Origin of the sequence: Flagellimonas yonaguniensis (assembly GCF_029193885.1) — a bacterium.
GTDB classification, from domain to species: Bacteria; Bacteroidota; Bacteroidia; order Flavobacteriales; family Flavobacteriaceae; genus Flagellimonas; species Flagellimonas yonaguniensis.
Map to the genome: position 1 here is coordinate 29,791 of NZ_JARFVB010000013.1, position 17,196 is coordinate 46,986.

At 43.2% G+C, this 17,196-nt stretch carries 20 protein-coding genes; 16 read left to right on the forward strand and 4 right to left on the reverse strand.

Annotated elements, in window-relative coordinates:
* The first annotated feature begins 47 nt into the window (after positions 1-47).
* The 15 genes from PY092_RS15735 to PY092_RS15805 all read left to right on the forward strand — a co-directional run bounded on the left by PY092_RS15735 (position 48) and on the right by PY092_RS15805 (position 11,989).
* The gene (locus PY092_RS15735; RefSeq protein ID WP_275616766.1) at positions 48-977 is read left to right on the forward strand and encodes a bifunctional riboflavin kinase/FAD synthetase; all 930 of its coding nucleotides are present in this window, start codon (positions 48-50) and stop codon (positions 975-977) included.
* Positions 978-2,294 carry an HTTM domain-containing protein gene (locus PY092_RS15740; protein ID WP_275616767.1) on the forward strand — a complete coding sequence of 439 codons (1,317 nt, stop codon included), beginning with the start codon at positions 978-980 and terminating at the stop codon, positions 2,292-2,294.
* Between the two features lie 50 nt (positions 2,295-2,344).
* Positions 2,345-3,616 carry a serine--tRNA ligase gene (gene serS, locus PY092_RS15745; RefSeq protein WP_275616768.1) on the forward strand — a complete coding sequence of 424 codons (1,272 nt, stop codon included), beginning with the start codon at positions 2,345-2,347 and terminating at the stop codon, positions 3,614-3,616.
* 104 nt (positions 3,617-3,720) lie between these two features.
* Positions 3,721-5,478, forward strand: a complete 1,758-nt coding sequence (locus tag PY092_RS15750; RefSeq protein WP_275616769.1) for a tetratricopeptide repeat protein — start codon at positions 3,721-3,723, stop codon at positions 5,476-5,478.
* A gap of 35 nt (positions 5,479-5,513) precedes the next feature.
* Positions 5,514-5,831, forward strand: a complete 318-nt coding sequence (locus tag PY092_RS15755; protein ID WP_275616770.1) for a DUF4286 family protein — start codon at positions 5,514-5,516, stop codon at positions 5,829-5,831.
* Positions 5,832-5,834: 3 nt separating this feature from the next.
* Positions 5,835-6,143, forward strand: coding sequence for a gamma-glutamylcyclotransferase family protein (locus tag PY092_RS15760; protein ID WP_275616771.1), 309 nt, complete (start codon positions 5,835-5,837; stop codon positions 6,141-6,143).
* Between the two features lie 18 nt (positions 6,144-6,161).
* Entirely contained in the window at positions 6,162-7,031 is an 870-nt protein-coding gene (gene rsmA / locus PY092_RS15765) for a 16S rRNA (adenine(1518)-N(6)/adenine(1519)-N(6))-dimethyltransferase RsmA (RefSeq protein WP_275616772.1), read from the forward strand.
* Positions 7,018-8,370 carry a magnesium transporter gene (gene mgtE / locus PY092_RS15770; RefSeq protein WP_275616773.1) on the forward strand — a complete coding sequence of 451 codons (1,353 nt, stop codon included), beginning with the start codon at positions 7,018-7,020 and terminating at the stop codon, positions 8,368-8,370. The genes rsmA and mgtE overlap by 14 nt, the downstream gene beginning before the upstream one ends.
* 26 nt (positions 8,371-8,396) lie before the next feature.
* The gene (locus tag PY092_RS15775) at positions 8,397-8,762 is read left to right on the forward strand and encodes a nuclear transport factor 2 family protein (RefSeq protein WP_275616774.1); all 366 of its coding nucleotides are present in this window, start codon (positions 8,397-8,399) and stop codon (positions 8,760-8,762) included.
* Between the two features lie 13 nt (positions 8,763-8,775).
* Complete coding sequence (locus PY092_RS15780; protein ID WP_275616775.1) at positions 8,776-9,141, forward strand: cupin domain-containing protein; 366 nt, start codon at positions 8,776-8,778, stop codon at positions 9,139-9,141.
* A 19-nt stretch (positions 9,142-9,160) separates the two neighbouring features.
* Entirely contained in the window at positions 9,161-10,093 is a 933-nt protein-coding gene (locus PY092_RS15785; protein WP_275616776.1) for a 2-hydroxyacid dehydrogenase, read from the forward strand.
* A 59-nt stretch (positions 10,094-10,152) separates the two neighbouring features.
* Positions 10,153-10,611, forward strand: a complete 459-nt coding sequence (locus tag PY092_RS15790; protein WP_275616777.1) for a DUF1801 domain-containing protein — start codon at positions 10,153-10,155, stop codon at positions 10,609-10,611.
* Positions 10,608-10,994, forward strand: a complete 387-nt coding sequence (locus PY092_RS15795; protein WP_275616778.1) for a VOC family protein — start codon at positions 10,608-10,610, stop codon at positions 10,992-10,994. Before PY092_RS15790 ends, PY092_RS15795 begins: the two co-directional genes overlap by 4 nt.
* Before the next feature lie 53 nt (positions 10,995-11,047).
* Entirely contained in the window at positions 11,048-11,416 is a 369-nt protein-coding gene (locus tag PY092_RS15800) for a TM2 domain-containing protein (protein ID WP_275616779.1), read from the forward strand.
* 75 nt (positions 11,417-11,491) lie between these two features.
* Positions 11,492-11,989, forward strand: a complete 498-nt coding sequence (locus tag PY092_RS15805; protein WP_275616780.1) for a GNAT family N-acetyltransferase — start codon at positions 11,492-11,494, stop codon at positions 11,987-11,989.
* Here PY092_RS15805 and PY092_RS15810 read toward each other — a convergent pair.
* The 3 genes from PY092_RS15810 to PY092_RS15820 form a co-directional block, all read right to left on the reverse strand.
* Complete coding sequence (locus PY092_RS15810; RefSeq protein WP_275616781.1) at positions 11,986-13,806, reverse strand: lysophospholipid acyltransferase family protein; 1,821 nt, start codon at positions 13,804-13,806, stop codon at positions 11,986-11,988. The genes PY092_RS15805 and PY092_RS15810 overlap by 4 nt on opposite strands.
* Positions 13,807-13,884: 78 nt before the next feature.
* The gene (locus PY092_RS15815; protein ID WP_275616782.1) at positions 13,885-15,135 is read right to left on the reverse strand and encodes an aspartate kinase; all 1,251 of its coding nucleotides are present in this window, start codon (positions 15,133-15,135) and stop codon (positions 13,885-13,887) included.
* A 29-nt stretch (positions 15,136-15,164) separates the two neighbouring features.
* Positions 15,165-15,647 (reverse strand): GNAT family N-acetyltransferase, encoded by a 483-nt coding sequence (locus tag PY092_RS15820; RefSeq protein ID WP_275616783.1) that lies wholly within the window; start codon positions 15,645-15,647, stop codon positions 15,165-15,167.
* Between the two features lie 113 nt (positions 15,648-15,760).
* Between PY092_RS15820 and fbp the strand changes: the two genes are divergently transcribed.
* Positions 15,761-16,768, forward strand: a complete 1,008-nt coding sequence (gene fbp / locus PY092_RS15825) for a class 1 fructose-bisphosphatase (RefSeq protein WP_275616784.1) — start codon at positions 15,761-15,763, stop codon at positions 16,766-16,768.
* On the opposite strand, the gene PY092_RS15830 is transcribed toward fbp, so the two are convergent.
* Positions 16,765-17,196: a tellurite resistance TerB family protein gene (locus tag PY092_RS15830; RefSeq protein WP_275616785.1), complete on the reverse strand. Its 432-nt coding sequence runs from the start codon at positions 17,194-17,196 to the stop codon at positions 16,765-16,767. The two genes, fbp and PY092_RS15830, sit on opposite strands and share 4 nt — an antisense overlap.

Consider the following 17,196-nt stretch of genomic DNA (forward strand, 5'->3'; position numbering starts at 1 on the left):
GGCATAGTATAATTTCAAATGTAAGCCTTTTTTATTTCTTTATTGCGTTGGAAACAATCCATAACATTTCTGATTTCAAGGACATTCCGCACCATACTGTGGTGACCATTGGCACTTTTGACGGCGTTCACTTGGGGCACCGCAAGATATTGGAACGCCTCACAAATAGTGCCAAAAACACAGGGCTTAAGTCCACAGTGCTCACTTTTTTCCCGCATCCGCGCATGGTATTGCAAAAAGATGTGGATATCAAATTGCTCAACACCCTTGAAGAGAAAAAACAGATATTGGAGACCTTGGGACTGGATTATTTGATTATCCATCCTTTTACCAAGCAGTTCTCCAGGCTCTCTGCCATTGATTTTGTGCGCGATATTCTCGTGAACAACATCAAGGCAAAAAGAATAATCATTGGGTACGACCATAGATTTGGACGCAACCGAAACGCCAACATCCAAGACTTGATTTCCTTTGGAAATACCTTGGATTTTGAAGTAGAGGAAATTCCCGCCCAGGAAATCGATGATGTTTCCGTGAGCTCCACAAAAATCAGAAAAGCACTTTTGGAGGGCGATGTGGAAACTGCCAACAATTACTTGAGCTATGCATACATGCTCACAGGAACAGTGAGAAAAGGCAAAGGTTTGGGCAAGGACTTCGGTTTCCCTACCGCCAATCTTCATATTGCCGAAGCGTATAAACTCATCCCAAAAAATGGTGCGTATGTGGTCCGAAGTGACATTGATGGCAAAGAATACTTCGGCATGATGAACATCGGATTCAACCCCACCGTGGATGGTTCCAAAAAAAGCATAGAAGTCAATTTCTTCGATTTTGAAGGGGACCTTTACGATAAAAAGATTCAGGTGGAACTCTTGCACCGCATCCGGGACGAGCATAAGTTCAATTCAGTGGAAGAACTTAAGGAACAATTGAAAAAAGACAAAAACCACTCTCTGGACCTAATCTCCAAATAAATGCTGAGCCATTTTCTTTTTAAGAAGATTGACAATGCGCAACTTGTTGTTTTCAGGGTGTTTTATGGATTGTTGGTCAGCGCCGAATGTTATGGCGCCATAGCCACAGGTTGGGTTCGCCGTGCCTTAGTGGAGCCACAGTTCACTTTTTCCTTTATCGGCTTTGAATGGTTGCAACCCCTGCCAGGAAACGGCATGTACATTTACTTTGCCGTGATGGGCACTTTGGGTCTGCTGATAGCCCTTGGATATAAATATCGCTTTAGCGCATTGGCTTTTGCCCTACTTTGGTCCGGAGTGTATTTGATGCAGAAAACATCATACAACAATCATTATTATTTGCTGATGTTGCTCGCCTATATCATGGCATTTCTGCCAGCTAACCGAGCTGCATCCTTGGACGCAAAATTGTACCCGAAACTGCGTTCGCAGACCATGTACAACTGGATTCGATGGACAATCATCCTACAATTGTTCATCGTGTACACCTACGCATCGGTGGCCAAACTGTATGCGGATTGGTTGGATTTCAGTATGATTGAAGTATTGATGGCCCATAGAAAGGATTACTATTTAATAGGAGACTTTCTTCAACAGGAATGGGTACACAAAATAGTGGCGTTCTTCGGGATTTTCTTTGATTTGCTCATTGTGCCCGCATTGCTCTGGAAGCCGACACGGAAAATAGCCTTTGTATTGGCCATCTTTTTTCACCTGTTCAACAGCATTGTATTCCAAATTGGGATATTCCCCTACCTGTCACTCGCCTTTACGGTCTTCTTTTTTGATCCACAAACCATCCGGAATATTTTTTTAAAGACCAAAACGATAGTTCCAGAGACCAAAATCATCACTCCCAAGACAAAAAAAATCATATTGACGGTTTTGGGCATCTATTTTCTATTCCAACTGGTTTTGCCATTACGACACCTTTTCTTTCAGGATGATGTGCTTTGGACCGAAGAAGGTCATCGTTTGAGTTGGCGTATGATGCTTCGAAGTCGTGGCGGAAGAATCACATATAAAGTGGTAAATACCCAAACCAAGGACACTACCAAAATCAATTTGAACGATTATCTCACAAAAAAACAACAACGTAGAGTAGCCTGCTATCCCGATTTTGCTTGGCAATTTGCACAACACCTCAAAAAAGAATACGCTAAAGGTGGCAAGGACATTCAGGTTTTTGTGGAGAACAAGGTCAAAATCAATAAAAGGCCTTATCAAGAATTTATCGACCCGCAAGTGGATTTGGCCAGTGTTCCATGGAAACATTTTGCCCATAACGATTGGATTCTACCCTCTCCCAAGGAATAAAGTTGGGCACTTCTTCAGATTGAATTAAATTTGCGGCTCAAAACAAGGCCATGCTTCAAATACAGAACATCAGGGAAAATCAGGAAAGTATCATTACCGCTTTAAAAAAGCGAAGCATCGATGCAGAACCTATGATATCAAAGGTTTTGGAACTCGACGAAAAAAGACGTTCCATCCAAACCGAACTGGACGCTACCCTGGCCGAATCCAACAAACTTTCCAAGGAAATCGGCATGCTTTTCAAAACAGGAAAGGCACAGGAGGCCAATGTCCTGAAAGAAAAAACGGCAGGACTCAAAGAAGCATCCAAAAAATTAGGGGAAGACCTCAACACCACTGCCGATGAACTTCAGCAGCAATTGTATTTGATACCCAACGTACCCCACGAATCCGTCCCCGCAGGTAATTCCGAGGAGGACAACGAAGAAATTTTCAAGGAAGGAGATATCCCTACTTTGTCACAAGGAGCACTTCCACACTGGGAATTGGCCAAGAAATACGACATCATCGATTTTGAACTTGGTGTTAAAATCACAGGAGCAGGGTTTCCAGTGTACAAAGGGAAAGGAGCTCGATTGCAACGTGCCTTGATTGCCTACTTCTTGGACAAAAATGCCGAGGCCGGCTATACCGAAATGCAAGTACCTTTAATGGTAAACGAAGATTCAGGCTACGGAACGGGACAGTTGCCCGACAAGGAAGGACAAATGTACCATGTACAGGCAGACGACCTTTACCTTATCCCAACGGCTGAAGTTCCCGTGACCAACTTGCACCGAGGGGATTTATTGGCAGAAAGTGATTTCCCTATCAAATACACGGGCTACACCCCTTGTTTCCGTCGTGAAGCAGGTAGCTACGGTGCACACGTTCGTGGCTTGAACCGTTTGCACCAGTTCGACAAGGTTGAAATCGTACGGATGGAACACCCCAACAATTCATACCAAGCCTTGGATGAAATGGTGGAGCACGTCAAAAACATTCTTCGCGAACTCAAATTGCCATACCGTATTTTGCGCCTTTGCGGAGGAGACCTGGGTTTTACCTCTGCCCTGACCTTTGATTTTGAAGTATTCTCTACCGCGCAGGATCGTTGGTTGGAGATAAGTTCCGTATCCAATTTTGAGACATTCCAGGCCAATCGCCTAAAGCTTCGTTACAAGGACGAAAATGGAAAGAGCCAATTGGCCCACACCTTGAATGGAAGTTCTTTGGCATTGCCAAGGGTATTGGCGGGAATCTTGGAAAATTATCAAACCGACGAGGGCATAAAAATCCCCGATGTATTGGTTCCTTATTGCGGTTTTGATACCATCGATTAAGGTTTTCCACCATTAATTTGGATTCGCTTAACAGAATCCCCCACATTTCTGCGTTATATTTGAAATAAAACAAGCTATTGCGACGTCTCTTATTTCTCATAGTGATGCTAGCCAGTTATATTGGAATGGCCCAAGAGGATTTCTTGGCCAAACAATACTTTCAGGATGGTGATTATGGGAAAGCAGTGGTTTTTTACGAAAAATTGGTGGAGACCAACCCAAGACGCACCGATTACGCCGAGGGATTGGTAGCCTGCTACCAACAATTGGAACGCTACGATGAAGCTGAGGCATTTTTACTTCAAAAAATAGAGGAAAGCTATGCTTTTCCCACTTTTTATATTGAACTGGGGTATAATTTCACGCTAAAAAATGAAGCGGAAAAGGCCAATGCCTACTACGATAAGGCCATCGACAAAATTGAGGACAACCCCAATTACGGATACAGCGTTGGGTATCGATTTCAAAAATATGCCTTGCTCGATTATGCCATACAAGCCTATACCCGAGCCATGGAAATGAAGCCCGATCTCAACTACGATTTTCAGTTGGCACGCATTTATGGCGAACAAGGCGATATCGCAAAAATGTACCAATCCTACCTCAACCTTATTTGGGAGGGTCGCACCTCACGCTCCAATGTGTTGCGCAATATCGATGATTTTATCTCAGAAGAACCATCCAACGAAAACAATATCCTATTACGAAAAGTACTGCTACAAAACGCACAGAAAACCCCGGATGTGCTTTGGAACGAACTCTTGAGTTGGCTTTTTATACAACAAAAGCAATACAACAGTGCCTTTGGTCAGGAAAAGGCCATTTACAAACGTAGCGAAGGCCAATCCGTTGACCGATTGGAAAACTTGGGGAGCATAGCATTGGAGGACAAGGACTGGGAAACCGCAGCTGAGATTTACGAATATATCGAGGACAACACGGAAAATCCACGAACTAGGCTCAATGCAGAACTCAACCTGATTGATATTGCGCTGGAAAACCCAACCGAAAAAGTATTGGAGGATGTGGAAAAAAAGTTTGAGGACCTCGTAGAGGAATATGGTAACCAAAGTATCACATTGCAATTACAGGTTGCCTACGCAAACTTCCTTACCTTCAAAAAAGAAGAGCCCGGACCTGCCATTGCCATGCTCAAGGAAAGCCTGGAACTGCCCATGGGACGGATGACCATGGCCTATATAAAACTGGCCCTTGGGGACATTCTTGTGTTCGACCAAAGGTTCAACGAAGCCCTGATTTCATTCACACAAGTACAAAAGAGCGTCAAAAACGATGTACTTGGTCAAGATGCACGGTTTAAAGTGGCACAGACCAGTTTTTACAAAGGTGATTTTGACTGGGCCCTTACCCAATTGAAAGTACTGCGGGGTTCCACATCACAACTTATCGCCAACGACGCTATGCAACTGAGCTTGCTGATTTCGGACAACTCCTTGGAGGATTCCACCCAAACCGCCTTGAAAAAATATGCCAGGGCGGACTTGCTGGCCTATCAAAATAAAAACAAGGAAGCCATTGAAGCACTTGAGGATATTTTACAAAATCATAAAGGGGAAAAAATCGAGGACGAAGCCTTGCTGAAACAGGCCGAACTTTTGGTGGAACAGAAAAACTATGAAAGTGCCGAGTTCAATTATCAAAAAATAGTGGAATTCTATGCTGATGGTATTTTGGCGGACGATGCCCACTTTGCCCTGGGAGAACTGTACGAGAACGTCTTGGACGAACCCGAAAAGGCCAAGGGCCATTATGAGAAGATCATCTACAATCATCAGGACAGTTATTATTTTCCCCAAGCCCGTAAGAATTTTAGGAGGCTGCGCGGGGATGCGATTAACTAATTCTTTCCTACTTTAGCCCCATAAAATAAAGGCAAATGCTCATATACAACGTTACCATCAACATTGATGAAAGTGTCCATGACCAATGGTTGGATTGGATGAAGGACAAACACCTGCCCGATATGCTGGCCACAGGGAAATTTTCACACGCCAAAATGGTAAAGGTCTTGGTAGAGGAAGATATGGGCGGCATTACCTATTCCGTGCAATACACCACACAAGACAGGGACACTTTGGAAGCCTATTACAAAGAGGACGCCGACCGATTACGTGCCGATGCGCAGAAAATGTTCCCCAACAAATTCGTTGTCTTTAGAACAGAACTGGAAGTCATCAGTCAACAAATACCTTAACCATTGGAATACCTGTTTTCCTACGGAACGATTCAAGATCTGCAAGTGCAGGAACATATTTTTGGTCGTTTGCTCAAGGGAAAAACCGATGCTGCATTAGGATTCAAGAAAATGGATAATGCCGTTTATGGCCGTTATCCTTTGGTCATCTACACCAACAATCCCGAAGACAAAGTCACTGGAATGGCCTATGAAGTGACTGAAGCTGATTTAAAAAAAGCGGACATTTATGAAACCAGTGCATACAAACGACAAAAATTTCCTTTGGAATCTGGGGATGAAGCATGGATGTATATCGAAAATTCCAACTAACTTGCAAAAAAACCAGCCGTGTCCAAAAAGAAACAAAAAAAGTACTCCAACAGTACCCACCACAATCAAAAACATCAAGATGAAGGTGCGGTAAAGGCAAAAAAACATTTAGGACAGCATTTCCTAAAAGATGAATCCGTAGCACAAAAAATTGCGCAGACCCTATCGTTGGAAGGTTACAAAAATGTATTGGAAATCGGCCCGGGAATGGGAGTGCTCACCAAGTATTTATTGCAACGGGATTTGGACTTGGTGGCCATGGACCTGGATGAAGAATCCATCGTGTACCTTAACCATAGTTTTCCTTTGGAACACGCGGCTATCTTAAAACAAAACAACCGTCTGAATGTCATAGAGGCGGATTTCCTCAAATTTGACCTCACGGAACTGTATGGCGAAGAGCAATTCGCCATTACGGGCAACTTCCCGTACAACATTTCCAGCCAGATAGTCTTTAAAATGCTGGAAATACGACAGCAAGTACCCGAATTTTCGGGGATGTTCCAAAAAGAAGTGGCCAAACGTATTTGCGAAGGACCAGGGAACAAAACCTATGGTATCCTTTCGGTATTGGTTCAAGCCTACTACGACGCTGAATACCTGTTTACAGTTCCTCCTGGAGTTTTTGACCCGCCACCAAAAGTGGATTCGGGTGTATTGCGCCTGACTCGTAAAAAAGAGCTGAACCTCCCTTGCGATGAGCGTCTCTTCTTTAAAGTGGTGAAAACCGCTTTCAACCAAAGACGAAAAACCATTCGCAACAGTCTTAAAATCTTCAACCTTTCCGATAATCTAAAAGAAGATACTATCTTTGACCAGCGCCCAGAACAGCTAAGTGTAGCTGACTTTGTAACGTTGACACAGAAGATAGCCAATGACCCCGTTTAAACTCACAGACGAACTTTTAGAAGAAATCAGGCAACTGATCGCTGATGGCAAGGATGCCGGACTCCAAACCATGATGAAGGAGTTCCACTATGCCGATGTCGCGGAAATTGCGGATGAACTGGATGTTGAGGAAGCCACCTACTTGATCAAGTTACTGGACAGCGAAAAAACTTCGGACATCCTTGCGGAAATGCACGAGGATATCCGTGAGGCCGTACTTAAAAACCTTACCGCCAAAGAAATTGCTGGCGAGCTTTCCGAACTGGATACGGATGATGCTGCCGATATCATCAACGAACTTCCAAAGGAACTTGTTCAAGAGGTAATCTCGGAAATCGAGGACCGTGAACACGCCAAGGACATCGTGGACCTATTGCGCTACGAAGAGAATTCTGCCGGGGGGCTTATGGCCAAAGAGTTGGTAAAGGTCAACGAAAATTGGACCGTGACCACCTGTGTCAAGGAAATGCGTGCACAAGCTGAAAATGTGACCCGAGTGCACTCTATCTATGTTGTGGATGACGAAGGTAAACTAAAGGGACGGCTTTCCCTGAAGGATTTGCTTACCGCCTCGACCAAAACTCATATCAAAGATGTATATATTGCCAAGGTAGATGCGGTTAATGTCAACGAAAAAGGGGAAGAAGTGGCAAAAATCATGTCCAAATACGATTTGGAGGCCATTCCCGTGGTGGACGAAATAGGAAGGCTGGTGGGTCGTATTACCATTGATGATATTGTGGATGTCATCCGTGAAGAAGCCGACAAAGATTACCAAATGGCGGCAGGTATCTCCCAAGATGTGGAAGTGAACGACAGCATTTGGATATTGACCCGCGCCCGATTGCCCTGGTTGATCCTGGGTCTTTTGGGCGGACTTAGTGCTGCAGCGATCATGGGGACTTTTGAAGATATGATCTCCAAACATGCCGTTTTGTTCTTTTTTACACCGCTGATCGCTGCGATGGCAGGTAATGTTGGGGTGCAATCCAGCGCCATTGTAGTGCAAGGTCTGGCCAATGATGATCTAAAAGGCAGTGTACGAAACCATCTTTTAAAAGAAATGCTGTTGGCACTTTTAAATGGGTTCATCCTTGCTATCTTACTTTTACTGTTCACTTGGATTTGGAAAGGTGCTTTTACCACTGCACTGGCCATTTCACTATCCTTAGTTGTCGTTATCGTGGTAGCCGGATTGATCGGCACATTTATCCCGCTGTTCCTTCACAAAAGAAATATTGACCCCGCCATTGCCACAGGTCCGTTTATTACCACAAGCAATGATATCTTCGGCATCTTGATCTATTTTTGGATAGCCAAGATGATCTTAGGGATATAAATCAAATACTTAAAATTTGAATTACAGTGAACAAAAGTCCAAAACAACTGGTTGAGCATTGGGTCGATATTTTCAACCAAGGCAGTGCGACGGAAATAGCTGAGCTCTACCATACAGATGCCGTGAACCATCAGGTGGCCAATGAGTCCGTGGTCGGCAGAGATGCCATCCAAGAAATGTTCAAAAATGAGTTTGAAGCTGCCGATATGGTCTGTATCGTCGAGCACATTTTTGAAGATGGGGAATGGGCCATTCTGGAATGGAAAGATCCATTGGGCCTACGTGGATGTGGATTCTTTCATATTGTTGACGGAAAAATCAAGTTTCAACGAGGCTACTGGGACAAATTATCCTTTTTGCGAATGCACAATCTGCCCCTTCCCACCAAGTAAATTCCAATCAGACATGAAACCAATCAACCTAAAACAAAAACACGCCGAGTTTAACAAACAATGGCATCCGCATCAAATCGCGGTGGTGGATGATATGCAGGTGCTACTGGCAAAACTCCAAGGAGAATTTGTTTGGCATGCCCATGAAAATGAAGACGAACTGTTTCAAGTAATCAAGGGAACCCTCTATATGCAGTTTCGTGACAGAACCGAGGTAGTCAACCAAGGCGAGATCATCGTGGTTCCCAAAGGGATTGAACATAATCCCATGACCAAAAACGGTGAAGAAGTCCAAGTGCTTCTGTTTGAAAAAATGAGCACGGCTCACACAGGCGATGTCCAGCACGAAAAAACACAGACCCACTACCCAAAAATCTAGGAATTGTATATTTGCTCCCATGAAAGTTCTCCACCTCGACACCAACCACCCCCTACTCCTCGACCAGTTTGCTGAACTTGGATTCGAAAACCACGAAGATTACACCTCGACCAAAGAACAAGTGGAGGAAAAAATCCATTTGTACAATGGAATCATCATCCGGAGTAGGTTTACCATAGACCAGCAATTTTTGGACAAGGCCACCAACCTGAAATTCATTGGACGAGTGGGCGCTGGCTTGGAAAACATTGATGTGGAACATGCAAAGTTCAAAGAGGTGTTTTTGGCTTCTGCGCCTGAAGGCAATCGAAACGCCGTGGGCGAACATACCTTGGGCATGTTGCTATCCTTAATGAACCACATGTGCAAGTCCGACCGCCAAGTAAAAAAGGGCAAATGGAAGCGTGAGCAAAACAGGGGCGTTGAACTGGATGGCAAAACGGTGGGAATCATTGGCTATGGAAATATGGGCAAGGCCTTTGCCAAAAAACTGAGAGGTTTCGATGTAGAGGTCATCTGCTACGATATTGTCGGTGGCGTTGGGGATGACAATGCCCGTCAGGTTGGGATCATGGAATTCCAACAGCGCTCAGATGTGGTCAGTTTGCACGTACCCCAAACAGAGCAAACCGTGGGTATGGTCAACACGGAATTCATAAAAGGGTTCCACAAACCTTTTTGGCTATTGAACACAGCTCGCGGAAAGTGCGTGGTCACCAAGGATTTGGTAAAAGAGTTGAAATCCGGAAAAATACTCGGTGCGGGATTGGACGTATTGGAATACGAGAAAAAATCCTTCGAGAATATGTTCGTGCAGAAACCCAAAGCTTTTAAATATTTGCGCAAAGCCAAAAATGTGTTGCTTACTCCCCATGTCGCAGGTTGGACGGTCGAAAGCAAGGAAAAATTGGCACAAACCATTGTAGACAAAGTCAAAGAAAGATTTTCTTAACTTTAGGTACAGATTCAATCCTGATTTTAGGTCTGGAATTGGATAAGACCTAACCCAATATGACCATAGAAGCCAAAACACCAGACGAATACCTCGAAAAACTTCCTGCCGATCGCCAAGAAGCCGTTTCCCAACTACGGGAGACCATTAAAGGCAACTTGCCGAGTGGTTTTGAGGAGTGTATCAATTACAAAATGATCGGGTTTGTGGTGCCTCATTCGATTTATCCAGGCGGGTATCATTGTGACCCAAAACTGCCATTGCCATTTATCAATATTGCTTCGCAGAAAAATTTTATAGCACTTTATCACATGGGCATTTATGCCAACAAAAATTTGCTCGATTGGTTTGTGAATGAATACCCCAAGCATGTGAACACAAAACTGGACATGGGCAAAAGCTGTATTCGATTTAAGAACATCAACAAAATACCCTTTGAATTGATTGCGGAGCTATGCCAAAAAATGACATCACAGGAATGGATTGCACTGTATGAAAAAAACATAAAAAAATCATGAAAAACAGAGTTACGGGATTGGGAGGTTTCTTCTTTAAAAGCAAAGATCCTAACAACATCAAGGAATGGTACAAAAACCATCTGGGTTTGAATACCGACCAGTACGGCTGTACCTTTTGGTGGAAGGACAAGGATGGCAATGATTGCTCCACACAATGGAGCCCCATGGATGAAAAAACGGAATACTTTAAACCGAGTGAAAAGCAGTTCATGATGAACTTCAGGGTGGAAAACTTGGTGGAACTGCTCGAGGTCCTAAAAAAGGAAGGGGTTACCGTAGTCGGGGAAATAGAAGAATACGAATACGGAAAATTTGGCTGGATACTAGACCCTGAAGGTAATAAATTGGAACTTTGGGAACCTGTTGACAAAGCCTTTCTATAGGTATTGATTAATTTGCTACATTTAACTTTCATTAACCAACACATTAAATAAACATGTCAGAAGAAAAAAAAGACTTCGGTGACAAAGCTGAAGAAGCAGCCAAAGATTTTAAAGAAGAAGCAAAAAAAACCGCAGATGAATTCAAAGAAGGAATTCAAAGTGCCGGAGGTGACAACAAAAAAATTCTTGCTGGTATTTTAGCCATTTTACTCGGAGGTTTTGGAGTTCACAAGTTCATATTGGGTTACAACAAAGAAGGTTTTATCTTATTGGGTGTGACAATTATTTTGGGAGCTATTACCTGCGGAATCGGTGCCTCAGCAGCATGGATCATCGGTTTGGTGGAAGGTATTATCTATCTTACCAAATCGGATGAAGAATTTTACAACACCTATCAGGTGGGCAACAAGCCTTGGTTCTAAAATCTTAAAAGCCAGATAAAAAATTATCTGGCTTTTTTTGAACACTTATTCATCGTAATATTACAATAAATATACATGGGTATAATCGTAAGAAACATGAGGCCATCCGATTGGGAGGAAGTTTCAAGAATTTATTCCGAAGGAATCGCCACAGGTATTGCCACTTTTGAAACACAGGTTCCCACCTATGACCATTGGAACAAGGCACATACCAGCGAATGCCGTTTGATTGCTGAAAACAATGGCGAAATCATGGGGTGGGCAGCACTTTCCCCCGTATCCAGCCGTTGTGTGTATGGTGGGGTCGGGGAAGTCAGCCTTTACATTTCGGACAAAAGTAGGGGCAAGGGTATTGGCAAACTACTGATGCAGCATTTAATCGAAGAAAGTGAAAAGGCAGGTTTTTGGACCATACAGTCAGGAATATTCCCAGAGAATACAGCAAGCATCAAACTGCACGAAAAAGTGGGTTTCCGCTACATTGGAAAACGAGAACGTGTAGGCAAAATCCAAGGTACCTGGAAAGACAACCTCCTCTTTGAAAAACGAAGCAACAAGATAGGAATGGATTAATCCTCCGCTACCGTACCATTGCCCTCGCCAACTTTGCGTTCCAGCTCGGCCTGGAATTCTTCCATTACCGGCTTTACAGTGCTTTCAGGCAAATCGGCAATTCTAATGTACATCAAGCCGTCCACCGAATTGTTGAACAAAGGATCCACATTAAAGGCCACCACTTTGGCGTTTTGTTTGATGTATTTCTTGATCAAAACGGGCAATCTCAAGCTTCCCGGCTCCACTTCACCAATGAGTTTATCGAACTTGTTCAGGTCAGCCTGTGTTTCATCGAACACAAATTCCTTATCGGCATCCTTCAACTTTACCTTAAACTCCTTTTTGGGTCGGATATATTGTGCCACGTAGGGATCCCAATAATTGGACTTCATAAATTCGATCATCAACGATTTGGAAAAATTGGAGAACTGGTTGCTGATACTAACCCCACCAATCAAGTATCGATGTTCTGGATGCCTTAATGTGGTATGCACAATACCCTTCCAAAGCAGGAATAGCGGCATGGGTTTTTGTTGATATTCTTTCACAATATAAGCCCTTCCCATTTCGATGGATTTCTCCATCATTCCATATAGTTCAGGCTCAAATCGGAACAGGTCCTGAAGGTAAAAACCATCAATGCCATATTTTTTGAAGATTTCGGAGCCCAATCCCATACGATAAGCTCCCACAATGGCCTTGGAATCGTCGTCCCATAAGAACAAATGATGGTAGTACGAATCGAACTTATCCAAGTCAATGGCATTGTTGGTTCCCTCTCCCACTTCCCTAAAAGTAACCTCGCGCTGACGGCCAATTTCGTTCAAGCAAAAAGGCATATCCTTGGCCTGTGCCAGAAACACTTCGTAGTTCTTGCTTTGGAGCATTCTACAATCCTTTTCCCGCAGCTTTTCAATCTCTCCGTTCAAGACCTCTTTACTTATGGCAGAGGCTATTTTTTTAGGCGGCTTCGGAATTTTGAGCGAGGTAGGAACCTTGTCCAAGAAACGTTCCTTTTCAAAAGCATTGGCCAACAAATACGTCTTTTTTCGAAGCAGTTCCGCAAAACCATCTATGGATTCTTCCTCATTTTGGGTGTTTACCGAAATTGGCTGCCCAATTCTAACTTTAATGGGCCTTCTGCTCTGTGATGTTAATTCGGATGGTAACTTGGCTGTACGGAACACATCATCAATCTTGGACAATCGGTAAAATAATCTACTGTTGCGTGCATGAAAATAAATGGGCACTACGGGTACTTCTGCCTTTCTTATCAATTTTATTACCGCTTCTTCCCACGGACGGTCCACGACCAATTTTCCATCACGGTAAGTGGAGACCTCGCCCGCAGGGAAAATGCCCAGCGGATGTCCGTCCCTTAAATGCTGGAGCGCGTTTTTAAAACCTACAATGCTGCTCTTGGCATCCTTGTGGTTTTCAAAAGGGTTCACGGGCATTATATAGGGCTTCAATGGCTCTATGCGGTGCAACAAAAAGTTGGCGATTATTTTATAATCGGGTCTCTCGTTCAGCAATAACTTAAGCAATAAAACCCCATCAATACCACCTAACGGATGATTGCTGATAGTGATGTATGGACCAGATTTGGGCAAGCGCTTAATGTCCTCCTCGGGTATTTCGAAGTCGATTTCGTAATGCTCCAAGATGGAGTCAAGGAACTCAGGGCCCGAGAGGTTTTTGTTCTTGTCGTAAAATCGATTGATGGTGCTGATTCTAGTGGCTACCATTAAAAGCCATCCTACAAAAGTGCCCAAAAAGCCATATTTGTCCAGATGGATGACTTTCGCCACCTCTTTAGCAGAAACCAAGCCCATAGAAAAAGTATTTAGGTACGTGTAAAGATAGAAAATAAACCCTATAGCCCTTTTTACCTAAATATTAAGACTAAAGCTTTATTTAACAACCAATTGAACCGTTTCCTTGCCTCTTTGCTCCACCAATACGGACTTTCCATTTTGAAGGGATTTGACCGAGTCATCATTAAAATGACGAATGGTGTACAATGAAACATCCTCATGGCATACCACTTTGAACTTTCTTTTGAGTTCATCCAACAAAGGTGGCAGTCCTCGGAATTTGTTGTCCAAACAGACAGAAAAACTAATGGCGGAATTCTGGATAAGGTCCACCTTTAACCTGTGATCATGGAACAGCTTGAAGATATCGCTGATATTATCCTCCACGATAAAGGAAAAATCTAGGGACGACAATTTCAGCAACACCTGATTCTTCTTTACGATAAAACACGGGACTTTCGGCTCTATGCCATTGCCTTTGCCCACCGTGGTTCCTTTGTTCCTTGGGTTCACAAAGGATTTTACCTTCAGGGGGATTTCCTTGCGCTGTAAAGGCTGCAATGTCTTGGGGTGAATTACCGAAGCTCCATAAAACGCAAGCTCAATGGCCTCACGGTAAGAGATTTTGTCCAACAACTGGGCATTCTCAAAATTTCTTGGGTCTGCGTTCAACACCCCTGGTACATCTTTCCAAATGGTCACCGAATCCGCATTTAGGCAATAGGCCAAAATTGCTGCGGAATAATCAGACCCTTCCCTGCCCAAGGTCGTCGTAAAATTGTTGTCATCGCTACCCAAAAAGCCTTGGGTAATATTTAATTTGGACACATCCACATGGGAAAGCACTTCTTGCTGGGTACGCTCCCAGTTCACTTGTGCATCCCTGTTGTTTGAGTCGGTTTTAATAAGGGTACGGACATCCAACCACTCGTTGGAAATACCCATTTCGTTCAGATAGGCACTTACGATTGTTGTGGACAACAATTCCCCATAACACACCACTTGATCATACACAAAAGCATACTTGGGCGATTTGTTCCAGGCCAAAAATCCCTTGACTTCTTCAAAAAGAACCTTCACTTTTGCATAAACGGGATGGTTAGGGTTTTGGAAAAGATCGGACAAAATCCCATGGTGATAATCAATCACTTCTTGAATCGAGGCATTTACCTCATCCTTATCATTAAAATAGGATTCCACCACTTTTTCCATGGCATTGGTGGTTTTGCCCATGGCGGAAATCACTACCAAGGTATCATTATAACCTACTTCATGTAAAACGTTCACAACGTTTTTGACCGCATCCGCATCTTTAACCGATGCTCCTCCAAACTTAAATACTCTCATGTGTTTATCTATTCTAATATTTTGGCCATCTAGTTGAGGCTCTCCATATAATTTTTGATTCCTTTTTCATCCAATTGAACCACATCCCAGTCCCTTAGCACATTGGCTCCCTTCTTTTCATAAAATTCAATGGCAGGTTCGTTCCAATCCAAAACTTCCCAACAAATACGCTTCACACCCAAACTGTTACCATACCTCACTACCTCATCCAGCAAAGCTGTTCCTAGACCACTTCCCCTCATCTTTTCCGAGACAATCAAATCTTCCAAATGAATCGCAGGACCTTTCCATGTGGAGTATCTGGAATACACCAGAGCTATGCCCGCAATACCTTCTTGGGTATCGGCAACAAAGCAATGGAACATCTTTTGGTTGCCAAAACCATGCTTAACCAAGTCTTCCTTGGTAATTTCAACAGCATTGGGTTCTTTTTCAAAATTGGCCAGTTCCTGAACCAAGTTCAGTACTTGTTCCATATCTTCTGGTCGGGCCTCTCTGATCATAAATTCCATAATTGTTACAAATAAAACTCAAAGTTATAAAATTACATAATTAAAGTCCCTCGAAAACGTTGTAGTTTCACAAAATGCCCGATATTTGTCCTCAAATAAAACAGTCTTTCCCAATGTTTGACAAACAACGATTAACCATGGGCGAGTTCATCATCGCCAACCAAGAATCATTTCAATACACTTCCGGAGAACTTTCAAGACTGCTCAATGGCATCCGTTTGGCTGCAAAAGTAGTAAATCACGAGGTCAACAAAGCGGGGCTGGTGGATATCATTGGAGCCGCTGGCGAAACCAATATTCAAGGAGAAAACCAGCAAAAACTGGATGTTCTGGCCAATGAAAAATTTATTGAAACATTGAAAAACCGTGAAATTGTTTGTGGAATCGCTTCGGAAGAGGAAGATGACTTCATCAGTATCAACAGTTTTGATAAACAGCATCAGAACAAGTACGTAGTTTTAATAGATCCCTTGGATGGTTCATCCAATATTGACGTGAACGTGTCAGTAGGCACTATTTTTTCCATTTACAGAAGAGTGACCCCCGTTGGAACGCCCGTAACCTTGGAGGATTTCCTTCAACCCGGCAAAAACCAGATTGCCGCAGGATATATTATTTATGGCACTTCCACCATGTATGTTTACACTACGGGGCATGGTGTGAATGGATTTACCCTGAATCCCGCCTTGGGCACTTTTTACCTATCACATCCCAATATGCAATTCCCAGAAACGGGTCAAATTTACTCTGTAAACGAAGGAAACTATATCCATTTTCCTCAAGGGGTAAAGGATTACATCAAATATTGCCAAATGGAAGAAGGAGACAGACCGTACACCTCAAGGTACATAGGGTCTCTTGTTTCTGACTTCCACCGAAATATGATCAAGGGGGGTATCTATATGTACCCAAAAAGCAGTAAGGCACATAACGGTAAGCTACGCTTATTGTATGAGTGCAACCCCATGGCATTTTTGGCGGAACAGGCCAACGGCAAAGCCAGCGATGGATTTCAACGCATTATGGACATACAACCTACCGAGTTGCACGAACGTGTCCCGTTTTTCTGCGGAAGTAAAAAAATGGTGGAAAAAGCGGAAGAATTTATGGCTAATGCCTAATTACACTCACGCTTGATTAAATGATGATAATCTTCGAAGGCAATCTTTCCCGAGAAAATGGCGATGGACTTATCGATGATTTCTGACGCTTTTTTTGGCGCAAAACCTAAACCAATAGCATATTTTTCAACAATGTTTCGCTCATCATCATCAATATAATGATCGGAAAAAATAATTTGAAAAAATTCAAATAGCCTTTTAAATCTTTTCTCCCCACTGTGAGGGGTCTCGATGGGATATTTGTTCTCCTTCTTCATTACCACCTTGAATTCATCCTCACTGATATTGAGTTTGAAGGCGAATTTCTCCAAAACGGCCATTTCCTTTGGGTTGATTTCCCCATCAACCGCAGCCAAACTTGCCAATGTGGCAAAATGGGCCAAATTTTTCTTGTGGTCTCCGTGCTCGTATAGATCTAAAATTGGCAT